This is a genomic window from Shewanella sp. GJ50-10, assembly GCF_055808815.1.
In genome coordinates, this window is the sequence record NZ_JBVVSS010000001.1 from 3,257,444 (window position 1) to 3,275,071 (window position 17,628).

The 17,628-nt window shown below is 41.3% G+C and carries 13 protein-coding genes; 2 read left to right on the forward strand and 11 right to left on the reverse strand.

What is annotated here, in order from left to right; all coding sequences use genetic code 11:
• Nucleotides 1-42: 42 nt before the first annotated feature.
• The 5 genes from AC0L4E_RS13750 to AC0L4E_RS13770 all read right to left on the reverse strand — a co-directional run bounded on the left by AC0L4E_RS13750 (nucleotide 43) and on the right by AC0L4E_RS13770 (nucleotide 7,469).
• On the reverse strand, nucleotides 43-3,318 hold the full coding sequence (locus AC0L4E_RS13750) for a S41 family peptidase (RefSeq protein WP_473679645.1): 3,276 nt from the start codon (nucleotides 3,316-3,318) through the stop codon (nucleotides 43-45).
• 209 nt (nucleotides 3,319-3,527) lie between these two features.
• A complete protein-coding gene (locus AC0L4E_RS13755) occupies nucleotides 3,528-4,466 on the reverse strand; it encodes a hypothetical protein (protein WP_473679646.1) in 939 nt (312 codons plus the stop codon).
• Entirely contained in the window at nucleotides 4,459-5,055 is a 597-nt protein-coding gene (locus tag AC0L4E_RS13760) for a sigma-70 family RNA polymerase sigma factor (RefSeq protein WP_473681664.1), read from the reverse strand. Before AC0L4E_RS13760 ends, AC0L4E_RS13755 begins: the two co-directional genes overlap by 8 nt.
• Nucleotides 5,056-5,169: 114 nt before the next feature.
• Nucleotides 5,170-6,435, reverse strand: coding sequence for a YfbK domain-containing protein (locus AC0L4E_RS13765; RefSeq protein ID WP_473679647.1), 1,266 nt, complete (start codon nucleotides 6,433-6,435; stop codon nucleotides 5,170-5,172).
• A 185-nt stretch (nucleotides 6,436-6,620) separates the two neighbouring features.
• Entirely contained in the window at nucleotides 6,621-7,469 is an 849-nt protein-coding gene (locus AC0L4E_RS13770; RefSeq protein ID WP_473679648.1) for a hypothetical protein, read from the reverse strand.
• 234 nt (nucleotides 7,470-7,703) lie between these two features.
• Between AC0L4E_RS13770 and purE the strand changes: the two genes are divergently transcribed.
• Nucleotides 7,704-8,195, forward strand: coding sequence for a 5-(carboxyamino)imidazole ribonucleotide mutase (gene purE / locus AC0L4E_RS13775; protein ID WP_473679649.1), 492 nt, complete (start codon nucleotides 7,704-7,706; stop codon nucleotides 8,193-8,195).
• The gene (gene purK / locus AC0L4E_RS13780) at nucleotides 8,195-9,304 is read left to right on the forward strand and encodes a 5-(carboxyamino)imidazole ribonucleotide synthase (RefSeq protein WP_473679650.1); all 1,110 of its coding nucleotides are present in this window, start codon (nucleotides 8,195-8,197) and stop codon (nucleotides 9,302-9,304) included. Before purE ends, purK begins: the two co-directional genes overlap by 1 nt.
• 64 nt (nucleotides 9,305-9,368) lie before the next feature.
• Here the strand turns inward: purK and AC0L4E_RS13785 are convergent, their stop codons facing one another.
• The 6 genes from AC0L4E_RS13785 to AC0L4E_RS13810 all read right to left on the reverse strand — a co-directional run bounded on the left by AC0L4E_RS13785 (nucleotide 9,369) and on the right by AC0L4E_RS13810 (nucleotide 17,373).
• On the reverse strand, nucleotides 9,369-10,547 hold the full coding sequence (locus tag AC0L4E_RS13785) for a methyl-accepting chemotaxis protein (protein WP_473679651.1): 1,179 nt from the start codon (nucleotides 10,545-10,547) through the stop codon (nucleotides 9,369-9,371).
• Between the two features lie 223 nt (nucleotides 10,548-10,770).
• The gene (locus AC0L4E_RS13790) at nucleotides 10,771-11,388 is read right to left on the reverse strand and encodes a transglycosylase SLT domain-containing protein (protein ID WP_473679652.1); all 618 of its coding nucleotides are present in this window, start codon (nucleotides 11,386-11,388) and stop codon (nucleotides 10,771-10,773) included.
• Nucleotides 11,389-11,635: 247 nt separating this feature from the next.
• On the reverse strand, nucleotides 11,636-12,085 hold the full coding sequence (locus tag AC0L4E_RS13795) for a hypothetical protein (RefSeq protein WP_473679653.1): 450 nt from the start codon (nucleotides 12,083-12,085) through the stop codon (nucleotides 11,636-11,638).
• Nucleotides 12,082-13,671, reverse strand: a complete 1,590-nt coding sequence (gene gshA, locus AC0L4E_RS13800; RefSeq protein WP_473679654.1) for a glutamate--cysteine ligase — start codon at nucleotides 13,669-13,671, stop codon at nucleotides 12,082-12,084. Before gshA ends, AC0L4E_RS13795 begins: the two co-directional genes overlap by 4 nt.
• Before the next feature lie 276 nt (nucleotides 13,672-13,947).
• A complete protein-coding gene (locus AC0L4E_RS13805) occupies nucleotides 13,948-16,779 on the reverse strand; it encodes a M16 family metallopeptidase (RefSeq protein WP_473679655.1) in 2,832 nt (943 codons plus the stop codon).
• A gap of 171 nt (nucleotides 16,780-16,950) precedes the next feature.
• Complete coding sequence (locus AC0L4E_RS13810; protein WP_473679656.1) at nucleotides 16,951-17,373, reverse strand: YqaA family protein; 423 nt, start codon at nucleotides 17,371-17,373, stop codon at nucleotides 16,951-16,953.
• Nucleotides 17,374-17,628: the final 255 nt, after the last annotated feature.

Sequence of the window (17,628 nt, forward strand, 5' to 3'; positions counted from 1 at the left end):
GATTACTCGATAGCGGCTTTAAAACTCAAGGGGAGATGATAACTAGTTCGGCAAAATATCCGCTGCCGCACCGCTTGCAGGGATCGGTTGTGCCTTTAAAGGTAAAATAGGCGTTTGAATCATTTCATCTTTAAGGTAACTAATCGCTTTATTAAGCTGAGCATCCACACCGTTAAACGTGGCATGAGGTAAATTATCAATCTCAATATCAGGTGTTACACCAAAACCTTCGACAATCCAACGGCCATCCATTGCATACTGAGGAAATTCAGCCACCCTTGCCATCCCTTTGTCGGTGAGGCGGTTTCGACCCGTTAACCACACCCCAGCACCCGCAGTTTGCTTACCAATAACTGGGGCAATGCCAAGTGCTTTAATACCTGCTGAAAAGGTCTCGCCATCTGAATATGTCATTTGGTCCGCTAGCACCACTAAGTGACCTCTAAAGGTTTGCTGCATATTAGCATTGGCTGAGCCAGTTGTTGGTTGCCAAAATGCCCAAGCACGGCGCAGTAGTTTTTCAATAATCCAGCTATCAATATTGCCACCTCGGTTACGGCGAACATCAATGATTAAACCCGCTTTGTCATAATTGGTATAGAACTCACGTGCAAAGCTTTCTATATCGCCAGACCCCATGGCATACAGGTGCAAGTAGCCCATTTCTCCGTTGCTGGCTTCAGCAACTTTATTGGCATTATTATTCACCCAATCTAAATAGCGTAACTTAGCATCCGTCGCATTTTCGTGTGGAACCACAATCGTGCTATGGCTGTTTTTGCCACGTTTGATATCCAGTAACACCTGCTTTTTAGCTTGGTTTCTAAGACCTTGAGTCACTTCAGCAATATTGGTCACCGGCTTGCCGTTAATGGCTAGAATAATATCACCTACCTTTGCATCCACCTCAATCCGCGCTAATGGCGATGCTTGGCTTGGAAGTTCTGGATCGTTTTGATAAATATGGCTAATCACAATCCCTTTTGAAGTTTGCGATAACCTAGCGCCTAAACTTGCCCCTGCAGCAGTGTCATTTTTAGCAATATCGCCACCTCTAACCTGCGAATGGAGTGCATCCAGTTCACCCATCATTTGCTTGAATATGTCATTCAGTTCGTTTCTATCAGTCAGCCTTGCGAGTAAAGGCTGGTACTTTTTCTTAATTTCAGCCCAGTTCTTACCTCGCATATTTTTGTCGTAAAATGAATCACGATGCATTAACCAAGCATCTTCAAATATCTGTTGCCACTCTTGCATTGGCGAAATAGCTAATTGCCATTGTGCGGTATCAACTTTGGTATTTTTAAGCTCCGCTGGCAGTTTATCGCCAACAGCAACAATATGAAGTTCGCTAGGGTTAGACTGTTTAGTAATGAGTAGTTTTTCGCCATTAGCTGACACCTTGTAGGCAGCAATATCACTGCCAAACTCGCTCAACTCAGGGGATAAATGATCAAACTTAACCAATTTCAAACTGGTTTTATTGGCCTGTGTGTCCAATAAATAGAATTTATCTTTTAACACGGTTAATTGGTCATAATTACCTGATGCAATCGGAACTTGCCAAAGTCGCTGATTAATCCCCTGCCAATCAATTCTAACTTTTTTAGTGGCGAAATCTGTGTCATCAGACTGTTCAGCTAATTGACTTGTATTAAGCTCTGTTGGTTTAACAAATGGAAAAACTGCTTTCTCCTTCAGCGCAATAGCAAAAACTTGAGTCCGTTTATCGAATATCGGCCCCATATTTCTGTCCCCCCAAGGAGAACCTGGAGTCGCATCAAAATGACGATTTGATAAAAAGTACAGCCATTGACCATCAGGGCTAAAGCTTGGTGAGAAAGATTCATACTTGTCACTGGTGAGGGATTTTGATTTTTCTTCTGACAAAGAATACAGCACGATTTGCGGGCGCTGCTTACCTATTTCCGCTTTAGTGACTGCGATGAATTGACTGTTAGCAGACCAGACGATATTGGGGTATTCCCCAAGACCTTCACCATTAATAATAATCTTTTGGTTTTTGCCTTTCTTTAAATCTAATAGCCACACATTGCCATCATAATCATCATGGGCGATATAACGTCCATCTGGAGATAAATGTAAGCTGGTACGTAAACTAGTGCCATCTTTGGTTAATTGTTTAGCCCCTTTGGTTCCATCGGCTGGAAACTGCCATATTTCTTGATGACCTGAAGCATCGCTGATGCCATAAACCCATTTTCCATCAATACTTAAAATACCATCTCGAATACGCGACTCTGCAGGACTCTGGATCTGGACTAAACGTCGACCATCATGACTCGCTATCGCCACATGGCTTCGAGCTGTAATGACCGCTTTGTCTCCAGTAGCAGCAAACTCAACTGATGTTGCGTATTCCATTGGGTCGTTAACCCAGTGTTCACGTCGATGAGGGAAATCAGATGTCAGACTTATATCAAGAATTGACGAATCAGCCGCTGCAATATCAAACACTTTTAAATCTGCGCCATGCTGAAAAATAACGCGGCCTTGATTTAACGTCGCATCGCGAACTTGCCACTCGTCAAACTGTGTGTGTTGCTTGATGTCAGTACCATTAAGTTGCATCGACCAAATATTATCATTACCTGATTGGTCACTGACAAAGTACAACCTGTCTTGCCAAAGCATGGGCTGTCTTACTGAACCTTCGTGAGATGTCGTTAGCTTTCGCGCTTCATTGTCACTGCCAAGTTCAAAACGCCAAATTTCACCTAAAGCCCCGCCGCGATATACTTTAGCGTTATCACCACTGGCTTGCAGACCAAATTGGGTAAAATAGACATATTTGCCTTGCTCATCAATCGTGCCTTCGATGGCATCAGCTAAGGGTAAATTGGTGATGGCTAATGAGGTTGGGTTTACGGTTTTAAGCACCCAGTAGTTTGCAGGGCCATGGGCATTATCGGTTGAATAAAGGACTTCACCTGATGCAGTCCAACCTTGAAGACGGACTCGACTATTTTCAAAACTCACCCGCTTCGCCACGCCACCGCCTATTGGCATAACATAGACTTCTGTGGCGCCTTCGTAATTAGCTGTATACGCTATCCATTGACCATCTTTAGATATCGCAGCATCTAACTCTTCCGCCGCTTGTGTGGTAATACGCTTGGCATTGGTTTGATTTAACTGACTGGCCCATAGGTCACCTTCGGCGGTAAATACTACAGTTTGATCATGTAATGCGGGAGCGCGGTAATAACCTTGATTATCGGTATTCAGCGCAAAAGCTGATGCACTACTCAAGCCTAAAGCCAATAAACAAGCGGTAACAGAGTGACGAAGTTTCATAGCCAGAAAAGTCCTTGTAAATATTATTATTTTCAAGGACTCAAATTAGCAAATTAATTGCAACTTAGCAGTATCAATTAGTCTTTAAAGGCTAATTTACTGACGAGAAATTGTAACTAAATGAGCGTTACCAGGCCTAAAAGCCCTTTCTATATAAAAAGGGCTCTCCAATCTTAGAAGCCGTTAACGTCATTCGACGAAAACAAGCATTACTTAGTGGTTAATAGCTGTTTTAACTCAGCATATTGTTTATGTTGCGGGTGCGTTGGATTAACAATATCAGGAAAACGCTGCTCGATAGTGAGCATATAACGCTCAGCCTCTACATAGTCTTTGTCTTTTACCAATTGATTAAGTCTATCTACCGCCTTAGTTGCTGAGTCATGTTGCATAACTGGGGCTGTCAAAGACTGTTGTTCTTTCGATGCAAACTCTTCAATAACTTGTAATTCGGCTTGGTTCATTTCAACACCAGCACGCTCGTTATTAATCGCATTATCGTTAGGTATTTGCATATCAAATGCTTGTACTTTTGCCTGAGTTTGACCTTTAGTTTGTGCTTGTGAAGCAACTTGCTGAACCGATTTAGGCTGAGCACTTTTAGTGATAGCTTGCTCTTGATTAATAACATCAACAGAGTTGCTTGGCTCGTTAGTAGATTGATTACTACTCTGAATATTTGGTTGAATATCTAGCTGAGCACTTGACTGAGTGCTTGGCTGTTCACTAGAAAGCGGCGCACTGCGCATCATTGCAGGTGTAGGTGTTGGTGTAGGCGCAGCAGTGTCTGCCATGACTGGTACACTATCATCAAGTTCAGTTTTAGCATGTTGGCTAAAATCAGGGTTAAGTAACATAACAGATGCGATTAGCATCACAGACGCTGCGCTTGATAAAGGTAAGCGATGTTTTTTCCAAAAGCTTATCGGCACAACATTGTTATGTAATTGCTTGGCTTTACTCCCGCCAGCACCTTGAACGGCTTTAGCTTGCAATAAAATCGCCGCATCTATCGCAGCAGATGGTCTTTCAAGATCTTGCTGCTGATATAAAGCTTTAATGTCTTGTTGCAATGCATTAAATGCTTCGTCGGTCATGTTGACAGCATCTGTTTGCGTCCCCGACTGAGGCTTATCTTTATCACTCATGAGTCACCCCTTGCCATTTGGTTGCAACACATTGCTTAATGCTTTGATAAGCATAACGAATACGGCTTTTTGTGGCTTCTAATGTCACATCCGCAATATCACTGATGGCAGCAGCAGTAAGTCCTAATTCAATATTGAGTAAAAAAGCTTCTTTTTGCACTGCAGGTAAATTGGCAATACATGATTTAAGTAACTTGGCTTTTTGCACATCTTCGAGTTGTTCATCTGGGCGACTATGTGCGTGTTCATTTGTGATATTGGCATCAAAATTATCCATACCTTCACCTCCCAACTCTTCGACTTTATCTAAAGGCTTAACAGCTCTAACATGGTCTATGAGTAGGTTATGGGCGATGCGATATAACCAAGTGGTAAATTTGGCTGTCACTTGATAATTGCCAGCAGCGTTAATCACTTTGCCCCACGTATCTTGATATAAGTCTTCAGCAAGCGAATGATTACTTAATTGACGCACAAAATAGCGATATAAGGGGCCTTTGTGTTTGCTGTATAACAGCTCAAAAGCACTTGTATCACCTTGCTGATAGTTCAACATTAATTGCTCATCTGACATGCTTGTAGCTGTCATCGCATTATTACTTAACTCTGTCTCAGTCACTCAGGTTACCTTGGGTTAAACACTCGTTTATGTGCTGTTTTAATTGCATTAAACCAGTGTGCCCAGCGCAGATGTTATTGTCTACTAAATATGTTTATTTACCGGTTTAGGTTGAGGTGGCACAACAGGTACAATTAATTGCTGCTTACCTTCAGGAAGCTGCCCAATCGGTTTGGTTTTTATTGGCTGCGGCATTGGGTAAGGCTCTTGTTGGTGCGCTGGTGTTCCAGTTCTTTCACTTGAACCATTATTAACTTTAGTTGCTGCAATAACTGCCACTGATTTAGCCAGTGCTATAAATTCAGATCGCGTCGCGTCAAGGTTCCCATCAGTTGCTTCGATGGCGATCTCAATTAATTTGTTGTAATTAAAATCATGGATATAATTATTCTGATTAATCAGTTGCCCTAAACCTGCAACCGCAGCAGCAAACCTAAAATCATCACTCGATTGCTCAAAAAACTTTTGTTGCTGACCAATATCAATCGGATATTGATCAATAAATTGCTGACCTGAGCTTGAGCGCCCATCAGATAACGAAATAACTGCCAGATCTTTAGCACTGTAACGGGCATGTATTGAGTTGTTGGCTGGCTGAACATTTTTGGTCGTTGCATATTCAGCTTGTTCGTTAAATCTGAGCTCATATAAAGCAATATACTGACGAGAATTACCGACAGTGACTTGTCTTTTACGTGACGAAGTTTGATAAGCATTTTCAAAGCCAATTAAGCGATACTCTGACACTAATCGTGGATTAAATTTAACTTTAGCTTGTAACCAATTAAAACCAAGTGCCGCTTTGTCACTGGCACTTTTTGTAAGCTCAACATTCACTAACAGTAGATGAGTACCTTGATTGTAAGGTGATGGAGCAAGTTCTGTCGCGATGGCATAGTTAGTTGAAACCGCTTCAGTATTATAAAACTGATAATCAAAGCGATTGAGTAATTGATGGCTATTAATACTATTACGCTGTGGTAAATCATCATGACTCACGGCTTGCTGCAACGCTTTATAATCGGCTTGACTCGATATAAAGCTGAATTGCGACACAGGTGTTTCTCCAGTCACCATATTCCCGCCATGACCACTGATGGCAAGATCGCCTTGGTAATAACCAGGCTTTACGGGTGGATAAGGTGGTTTTTTCGGTAAAGACAATGGCTCAGGAGTGATTGCTTGCACACGTTTGACCCCTTCAGTAGCAGGAACGGTTTGGGTTTCAAGTTGGCTTTGTTCAACAGAGTGAATGCCTGCAGCGTTAACGGATGCACAAACCGCAAAAACTAAGGGAAATAATCCGAGATAAAGTTGATGTTGAAAACCATTTTTAGTTTGCTTTGTCATGTTTAGCCTCATTACCAAGTCGTTGATTGATATCAACCTTATTAGTAATAACGTAAACAGAGTCAAAAAGGGTTATTTATTTTCGAAAAGTTTCACTTAGTAGGATTTAACTTATCGATTGCAGTTAAGCATTAATCCTTACACTGGTAGCTTAACCCGATGCATTCATATTGAATCCAAATGCGTTACCTCAGGTTAAACAGTGTTTCTAACTCAGGGATTAAGATGGCTTTTTCGGCTTCACCAAAAAAATCATCATGCATACGAATAAACGCCTCTTGAAAGCTTTGTTGGCTCATCACATGGTCGATTTCAGCAATAACCTTGTCACCCTTATCTCCTTTTGAACAGGCAATATAACCATAAATAGCCTGTTCAACATGACGAATGGGAATTGAAACATAATCAAGAGTCTTGTCGTTGTTCCGCAAGTAAGCATCCACTACTTCGCTATATTCAATAATCCCTAACACCCGCTGAGCATTTAACATTTCAATGAGTTTGTTTGAAGATCCGACCCCACCACGAACGTAAAATTCATGGGGAGTTTTCGCTATTTGACTATCGATATATTCACCATAAGCTCTGTCTTTTACGACACCTATTTCGCCTTGGGTATTTTCGGGTAATTGGGCTAAGTCCAGCTGGCTGGCAAAAATATGCTGGTTTTTAGTCAACACAATCAAGCGTAATGGTGGATAAACAGTTATGGGGTAATGGGAAAAGGTCGCTACATCAAGTCGTTCAGGCGTTTTAATTTTATTGAACATGCAGCTATTTTGTTGTTTAGACAATTCTAGCCAACCACGGGTCATACTCACTTGCTGTTGCTCAAATGTCAGCTGATTATCGCTAAACTCCGTTAATAGCGAAATTGCTTCCATCTCCTCATTACCGGAAATAGACACAATATTTTCATCAACCTCAGTCAAGATCACCGCACGTACTTCGGCATAAGCAGGTTGATTTAACACAAAAAAAATAAATGAAATGTAAAAAACTAGTCCCTTAGTCTTTAACCTTTGGAATGACATAGAGTGCCTCCGAGTTTAAAGCCTATGCAACTAACATTAGAGGAGACTTTTAGCATTCGCAATCAGAAACTGAGTTTCAGCCGCACAAAACACTGAAAAGCAGCCAAAATAAGGCCAACATGATATTATCTAGCCCCTTTTTTATAGCGGGGTATTTCCCTGTTATAAACCCTGTACCCTACACAGGGAAGAAGTATAAATAACCTAATAATATAAGTGTGTTAAGGAGTTATCATGCAAGCCCTTGTTGCCGTAGTAATGGGATCTAAGAGTGATTGGCCTACCATGGAAGCCGCCGCAGAAATTATGGACAAGCTCCAGGTGCCGTATCATGTTGAAGTTGTCTCAGCACATCGCACTCCTGACAAACTAATGGACTTTGCTAGCACTGCAGCAGATAAAGGCTATAAAGTCATTATCGGTGGTGCTGGTGGCGCGGCCCATTTACCGGGTATGATCGCATCAAAAACCCGCTTACCAGTGCTAGGTGTCCCAGTTCAAAGTAAAGCCCTTTCTGGTATGGATAGCCTACTTTCAATTGTTCAAATGCCTAAAGGTATTGCTGTTGGTACTTTAGCCATTGGCACCGCAGGTGCATTTAACGCTGGTTTATTAGCTAGCCAAATTTTGGCTGTGACAGATGCTGAACTTGCAACTCGTTTAGATGCCTTCCGCGAAGATCAAACTAACACTATCCTTGAAAATCCAGATCCGAGGGAAGCTTAATGCCTCAGCAAGATCTTAAGCAATCCGCTAAACAGCATAATGTCTGGGTATTAGGTGATGGCCAATTGGGAGCAATGCTTGCTCATGCAGGTCAACCACTAGCGATTAATGTTCGTCCAGTTGATATCATGACCCCATCTGACGAGCGCTTACCGCTGAAAGATAGCGATGTAATTACAGCTGAACGTGAGCAGTGGCCTGAATCAAACTTAAGCTTACAACTCAGCGAGCATCCGCATTTTATTAATGGCCCAGTGTTTGGTCGCCTAGCAGATCGCTTTACTCAAAAAAGCTTGTTAGATGAGTTATCAGTACCAACTTCTCCTTGGGAGTTAGTTGATGACAATACTCAAGCTGATGCCTTACATCAGCAATACGGTGATCGAGTATTATTAAAACGCCGCACTGGTGGTTACGATGGTAAAGGCCAGCATTGGCTTAAGCAGGCTGAAGCAACACAAATCCCAGCTGATTGGCGAAATGAAGCGATTGCTGAACAAGCGATTAATTTTGATGAAGAAGTGTCTATTGTTGGTGTCAGAACCAAAACCGGTGAATGTGTTTTTTACCCGCTAACGCTTAATTTACATCAAGATGGCATTTTAATGGCCTCAATTGCACCATTAACCCGCCTAGACCACTTACAAGCTCAAGCTGAAGCCATGCTAACTTCCGTGATGGATGAGCTTGAATATGTTGGTGTGATGGCAATGGAGTGCTTTAGAGTTGGTGATGACTTATTGGTAAACGAGTTAGCACCACGAGTACATAACTCAGGTCATTGGACTCAATCAGGTTGTCACATTAACCAGTTTGAATTACATCTTCGTGCACTTTGTGGACTACCTATCCATAAGCCACAAGTTAACTTTCAGTGTGTTATGGTCAATTTAATCGGTGTCGATAAAGATGATCGCTGGTTAAGCCTGCCTAACGCTGAGTTATTTTGGTACAACAAAGAAGTACGTGTCGGTCGTAAAGTCGGTCATTTAAATCTTTCTGCACACAGTAAAGATATGGTCAATGACAGTATCGCTCAGCTGCAACAGTGGATGCCAACGCAATATCAAGCACCATTAGCGTGGATTTTAGAAGAGTTTAATGACTAAACCTTTTGATTGTCACTACTGATTGATTACAAAAAAGGAGCCACCGGCTCCTTTTTTGATCACTTTAGATACATACCCTTGTCAGTACTTGCTCAAGGTTTTCAGAACTGGCCTTTTGCTGCTGTGCTCTATCAGAAATCGCTTTTAGATTAAGCTGAACTTCGTGACTTAAGCGCGAAATTTCTATTGCACGATTATTAATACTGCCAGTTGATGTTTGCTGACCTTGAATGCTGTAGGTCATGTTACCAGCGACACTGTCAAGCTGCTGGAATGCGATACCGATATCAGCAAATGCTTGATTCACTCGCTGGCATTGTTGCAAGCTTTCTTGGGTAACACGCTGACTTTCACCAATGGCATTAACAGCGTTGCCAGCTTTAGCTTGTAACTCTAAAACAATTGATTGGATTTCTACCGTAGACTCTTGAGTGCGGTGGGCAAGCGCACGCACTTCATCAGCAACTACGGCAAAACCTCGACCTTGTTCACCAGCTCGAGCGGCTTCAATCGCCGCATTCAGCGCTAACAAGTTCGTTTGCTCTGCAATGCTTTTAATCACTTCAAGAACATTACCGATTTTCTGACTGTCGATATTCAGTAAATCTAAGTCAGACACCATACTTTCAATGCCATCAGCAAAAGTCGTCATAGAACTTTGGTTATTTTGTGCATCAACAGTCCCTTGCTCTAGTAGCTCTTTAACCTGAACTGAAGTCGACTTTAACTCATCAGCATTGTTAGAAAGCTCATCCGCAGTGTGCACGATTTCAGAAAGCGATGTGGTAATTTGTTCATTCTCATCAGTGCTTTTATTCACTGAAGACTCTGCAGCGCCCATTTGTGATGCAAGCTCATAAGACCCTGTTCGCACATTATTTGCGTCGGTGCGAATATTATCGATAACAGATTTTAAGTCCTCAATAAAATCACTGAGGTTATTAGTAATCGCCGCAATTTGATCATCACTGCTATCTGTTAATGGCTTATCTGGTGCGGTTTCAGTGCTGATCACTAAACTTAAATAATGGCCTAATTTATTCAATCTTTGCTGAATGTGTTGCTTAAACAGATAAACACCAACAATAAGTTGAGCTACACCTAAGCTGATGAGCAGACATACGATTTGAGTCTTTGATATGGGTTCTGGTAAAAATAGGGTTACAACAACTGTCAGTAGCACTAACGAAAGCAACGGTAAAAGTAACTTCGTCTGCAATTTATTATCATTATAATTTTGCATATAGAGTTCCGGGAATAATTTTTATTATATGAACATAATCGTTCTTATTATTTGAGAGACTTACAAATTCTTAGGTCAATTACCAAGCGAAAAGCGCAATTAACACAATAGCTACATTTGTTATCGGAAGATGCTGAGGAAAGTTTAGATTTATTGTGGGTTTAGGATGGAATTTATGACATAAAAAAGCCCCGACTTTGCGGGGCTTTATAAAAGGGCTAACTTAGCCGAAGAATAAGCGCCATAACCAAGAAGAATCTAAGTCCTCTTTACAGGTTCGGTACTGAGCGGCATAGGTTTTAGAACGAGCATCCACACGGTTTGCCACTGGCACTAACCAAGCTTTAGCTTTATAGGTACCGCGTTTATATCCGCCCCAACCTTCGTGGTAATTCAAATATTGATTTTTAGCATCCCATTTTGAAACGCCATTAATTTTATGGGTTTTATAAATAAACCAGCCCATAAAATCCATCGCATCATCAAAATTGCTGCGGCTCGACCATGAGTTCCCCGTTTCACGTACGTAGTCATCCCATGTCATGGTTTTGGCTTGTGCATAACCATAGGCATCACTTGCACGCCCTGTAGGAATAAACCCTAAAAAGTACTCCATTGGTGGTGCGGCATTATGTTTAAACGAACTTTCTTGATACATCATCGCTAACGGAATGTGCACTGGCACTCCCCATTTATCACGGGTATTCACCGCAGCTTTATACCAAGACCGGTTCTCTTGGAAAATAGAACATAAATTATCAGGTTCTTTGGGTGGTGGTGTGGCACAGCCTGTAAGTTGTAGAAAAATAACGGCGCTAAAGGCACGGAAAAACCACTTCATAAAAACCCTTATAAACAAATTAAATCAACTGAATGCAAATTCAATACATTGGCTCGATTTTCACATCTATAGGATGTAGATGCAATCGAGATTGGCATAAAATTAGCCTTTGTACTTATTGATTAATAAGGCGACTTATCAAGGGAATAAAATGACACTATTTTGTAAAAGAGTAATAAATATATGAGGTAAACATCAACAGATGAATAGTGCATTTGAAGGTTAGAAAAGAAAAGCTTATAAAGAGTTATTCCATTGGGTTAGCAAAGACGCATTCATGAAACTCTTGTTGCCATACAACAGGTTGCCAGTAGTCAGTATTGAGACCGCTGTAAACTTTATCTTGTTTAAACTCTGCAGCTAAGTGGTAACGCTGCTCACGTTCAACTTCCACCGTGATGGCTTTAGTTTGCCTTGCGGCTAGTTTGACTTTGAGATCAGCTGACTCAATTAATTCTGCGACAGTAAACTCATGACTACCAGCAGCTAATTTGTAATAAGGCCGAGAAATTACTGGTTTGCCGTTAAGGTGGGTGACAACAACACGATATAAGTTATCTGCTGTCGGCGGTGTAATATAGCTCGCTACCGAGCCGCAGGTAAACTCATCTTCATTTGATGTTGCGCAGCCTTGCAGCAACGCAACAGTCGTTAATGTTAGTGCAATCTTTACTGTTATTAACGCAGCTTTGTTCATTGGTTTACAGCAGCTGGTTCAGCTAGATCAGCAAAGTAATCCGCTAGAAACTCGTCAAAGCTAACGGTCACTTGTGCTTCAACTTCTTGTTGTTGCTGTAGTGATAGCTTGGCTTCTGTTTCATACCCAGCCATCGCAGTTTCAGACAACGGGTAATTTACTAGGTATTGATGGTATTGCTGAGATAATTGCTTCACCCACACACCATGATCAATACCTTGATTAACCACGTCTTCAAGTACGCGACCTGATAACGTTTTACTTGGATCACTAATTGCTGCATGCCACTGGGTCAATGCATCTTGATATTGACTACCTTCGCCATCAAGCAGTTTTGCAATACGGCTCATTGGTTCGAAAATATCATTGAGCCATTCACTTAGGGCAACTTGTTCGCCTTTACGGCTAAGCTCAAGCCCAGGCTTACGACCTTCAGCAACAACCGCTTTAAGATTGGCTGCTATTTCAGCTTCACCAGCATCATCCGTTTTGTCTGATGACAACAACAAACAATACAACAAGAATAAATCGAGGAATTTCACCTGACTCGCATCAATGCCGATAGGGCTATATGGATTAACATCTAATGCACGCACTTCGATATATTCAACCCCAGCCCTTGCTAGCGCCTCAGAAGGTTTTTCACCTGATTTAGCTACTCGTTTTGCACGGATTGGCGAGTAAAACTCATTTTCGATTTGCAACACATTGCTATTAAGCTGGCGATATTCACCATCAACTTTTACGCCAATTTCAGCAAAACTTGCCGAAGGCATTCTAATGGCTTCACCCACGCCAGATAAATATTCAGGCAGCGAGTTGTAACTAATATTAAGCTGTTCTTGTTCTTTATTGGTATAACCTAAATCACTCATACGCAGTGATGTTGCATATGGGAGATATAAGGTGCCTTTGCCGGTTTTCTTAAAGTCAAAACCGACATCTTGGCCTTTCACGAAAGAGCTACACAGTGCAGGAGACGAGCCAAAGAAATACGGCAACACCCAAACAAGGCGTCGGTAATTACGGATCATGCCAAAATAAGACTCTGAAATAAAATCTTGTCGAGATAAGCTTTTGTCACTGTTCTCATACAAGGTATCCCAAAGTTGCTCTGAAACCGAAAAGTTAAAGTGCACACCAGCAATAATTTGCATTAGCGGACCGTATCGATGTGTTAAGCCTTTACGATATAAGGTTTTCATCTTGCCGTTATTTGAGCTGCCATAACGCGCAATTGGGATGTCTTTTTCATCGCCGACATAACACGGCATGCTGACAGGCCATAGCGACTGACCGTTCATGTTTTTTACGCTGTAGGCATGAGTTTTAGTCAGACCTTCTAATAAGGTATCAATATTAGTATTTACAGGGGTAATGAACTCAAGCAGTGACTCACTGTAATCAGTGGTAATACGAGAATGAGTTAATGCAGAGCCTAGCTTTTCTGGGTGGCTATCTTTTGCTAATTGACCAGAATCATCGATACGTAATGCTTCACGCTCAATACCGCGTTGCATACCAAGTAAAGAATCACGGCCTTCGCCGTTAGAAAGAAGATCGATTATTTTATTGAATGAATTCAATTTGCTGTTCTCTTATTGTTGCTCGTATTCGTCGCACTCATTCGCGACATTCAAACTGCTAGACCTGATATTAAACGACATTATTTCTCAGATTGCATAAATAAATACAATTGATGAGTAAATTTACGTTTCATCAGTAAATAAAGCTCAGTTATTAAACGTCAAATAAAGAAAAAACGGTAACATTTATATTGTCACCGTTATTCGTATTACTTTATTGTATCAGACCCTATAAAACCTATATAGGGTCGATAGTTTCAAATGCAATAGCTAAGCTTATTTAATCTCTTTAATAGGATAGCCCAATGCTTCTAATTTTGGATAGATTGCTTTCTTATCACCCACAATTACCATGATCATTTCGGATAATTTAAGCTGTTCTGCCGCTAATTTATTTAACTCAGCCGCTGTAACGTTTTCCACTATCTCAGCTTGCTTTTCGGTAAAATCATCGGCCAGCTGGTAGCGTTGGATGATACGCATAAAGCCAGCTTTCTGGTAAGGCGTTTCATAATCTAGCGCCTTACCTTGAGAAATAGAACTGCGCATAAAGGCTAACTCTTTTTCCGTCATGCCATCTTTCTGAAAGCGCTCAATTTCGTTGACAAACTCAGTAACCGACTCAGCAGTAACATCACTTCTAACGCTTGCGGATGCTTCAAAACGTCCGGTTAAATCATTACCATTAAAGCCTGTACGTGCGCCATAGGTGTAGCCTTTATCTTCACGTAGATTCAGATTTATGCGACTGTTAAACGCGCCGCCCAATGGGTAATTCATTAAGAAGGATTTGAAATAATCACCTGTAGCATCATAAGGTAATGCACGTTTACCAATTTTTATCACAGACTGAGCCGCTTCAGGCTTATCAATAACATAAATGGTGCCACCAGCAAGGTCAGGCAGTGTTGGTAACGTCATTGAGTCATTGGCTTTTCCTTGCCATTGTTCAAACACAGATAACGACGGCATGATTTCTTTTTGGTTCAAATCAGACACCACGACCATTTGTGCATTACCTGCTTTGTATTGCTGCTGATAAAACTGTTTAACGTCATCAAGTGTTAGCGCAGATACGGTTTCAAGTGTTCCGCCTGCATTAGCGCTTAAGTGGCTGTCATCACCATAAAGTAAGCTTGAAAAAGCGCGGTTTGCAAGGAAGTTAGGATCTGACTCTTGATGCTGCAGTCCTTGAATTTCTTGCTGCTTTAAACGCTCAAAATCAGCCTCAACAAACCCTGGCGAAAATAGCTTTTCTTGTAAGATAGCTAAAGTTGGGGTTAGGTTTTCCGTTAAGCTCGATACTTGAATAAAGCTTTGAGTCGCTGAAGCACCAAACGAGATACTACTGCCTAGCATTTCAAGTGCGCCAGCTAGCTCTTCTGTGGTACGTTTCTCACTTGATTCATTCAACATTGACGCAGTCATTGACGCTAAACCTGCTTTATCCATTTCTGGTAATCGGTTACCGCCTTCAAGATAAATTAATAACGCAACCGTTGGCGTTTCGTCACTTTCAGTGCCCATGACTTCAATGCCGTTATCTAATTTTGCCGTCCACAACTCTGGCACTTTAAGTACTGGCGCTTCACCCACTTTAGGCATCACACTGCGATCAAAGCTTGAAGTAATCTGACGAACATTTTCAGTACCAGTTACAGCCTCTTCAGCAATAGGTAACATGGTCGGCGTGAAGTTATCTGGCTTGGCAATTAATTGTTTGCCACCTTCTGGTACAACGCTCATCACCACCATAGGCTTGCCTTTGATGTAAGTGTTGAATACACGCATCACATCTTCTTTGGTGACATTCGCATAACGCTCAAGATCGCTTGCAATCATATTTGGGTCATCAAAGAAGGTTTGGTTGTAAGCCAGTGTCGACACCTTACCTTTAACACTTTGCATGCCGTAAATTGTATCTGATTCAAATTGTACTTTTACTTTTTGTAAATCATCATCAGTCACCCCACGTTGCTCAAACTCAGCAATTGAGTCATTCATCTTTTGCTCAAGGTCAGCAAGGTTTGCACCACTTGCTGGATTGGCTAACGCATATAAAGTTAACCGGCACGATAGCTCTTGACACGGATGTCCCACTGACGCTTGTACAGCAAAGCCATCTTTGACTAAGTTTTTATAAAACAGTGAGGTTTTGCCACCACCTAAAATGTTGGCTAACAAATCCAATGCAGCTTCATCTTCGTGGCGAGCGTACACTGTTGGGAACCCCATATAGATAAGCGGTAAATGCACTTTATCTTCCATAGAGATATAACGAGATTCATCTAAACTTACTGGCGTTTTAGGGTCAGCTTTAACTTCAGGACCGCGGGCTAACTCACCAAAATACTTATTCACCATCGCAAGGGTTTGTACTTCATCGAAGTCGCCGCCAATGGTAAGTGTTGCATTGTTAGGGCCATACCAACGTTTAAAGAAGTTTCTAACATCATCTACGGTGGCACGTTCTAAATCTTCTGGCCAGCCAATTACAGGCCAAGAGTATGGGTGCCCTGCAGGAAACATCGCTTGATTAAAGCGCTCATTTAAACGGCCATAAGGTTGGTTATCAATGCGTTGTGCTCGTTCATTTTTAACCGTTTCACGTTGAACTTCGAATTTTTCGCTAGTCAGAGCTGGAAGCAAGAAACCCATACGATCTGACTCTAGCCACAACATTTTTTCTAACTGATTACTTGGTACAGTTTCAAAATAGTTAGTACGATCGGTATTTGTGGTGCCATTTAAGGTACCACCTGCCTCGGTAATGACTTTGAAATGTTGCTCATCACCGACATTTTGTGAACCTTGGAACATCATGTGTTCGAATAAATGAGCAAAACCACTGCGGCCAGCTACTTCACGGGCTGAGCCCACATGGTAGGTCACATCGACATGTACTAAAGGATCTGAGCTATCTTGATGCAAAATGACCGTTAGGCCATTTTCAAGTTGGTATTTTTTATAAGGGATGCCTATCGCATCTGATACTTGAACGGTTTCAAGTAAGGTCACGCCTTCAGGTAATGCAGAAGAGGTTGTCGCTTCATGGGCGCAACCACTAATCGCAATAGAAATTGCCGCTGCCAAGATCCATTTTTTCACTTTATTCTCCTTGAATAAAAGGTCAATGAGGTTTGCTAGATACATGTCAGACAACACTGTATTAATAGGGTTTCATTTTTAACTTCCCGATTAATTCAATAGCCGAAAAAACCCTCACTGAACATTGCGTTTTATAAAATTTGATTCATTCTCAATACCATGACTTCTCTTTTACCACGCCCACATAAAGGCCGCTACTATTAAAGAGTATCGAATTGTTTTTCCTGTCAAAATCATAATGGTAGACGGCACAATAGGTAGCTTTAACCAACCGGCAATTAAACACAAAATATCACCTATTAATGGCAACCAAGAAAGTAGTAATGCCCAGTAGCCATATTTCTCGATTAATTTTAATCCATGTTGGTATTTTTTAGAGGCAAAGTCGTCTGGAGTCTTAGCAAAGCGGCCTAAATAGCCTAAATAATAACTAGTGATAGCCCCTAATGAATTACCCACACTGGCAACCACTAACAAAGACAACCAAGTTTCGGGAGCATCTGTTAATAAGGCCACAAGTAAAACTTCTGAACCTCCAGGTAACAAAGTTGCCGCTAAAAAAGCCCCACTAAACATTAACCATAACGCAGTCATTCACTTTACCTAATGATATCTATAGAGTTTTAAACACTTTAAAAACACAATACAACCAAGTTAGCAAGTTGTTGAATTTTAAAGTGCATTTAACATATTATGTAAATGATATAACTTATATCAAAAACGGTTTGTTCCATCTTGGAACACTCAATACAATTCGAAAATTGTTCAGCTAAAGACTGTAGTTAAGCAATATTAAAATAAGCTGAACATGATGTTGCTTATCGACGCATTGCTACTCTCTTACAAACA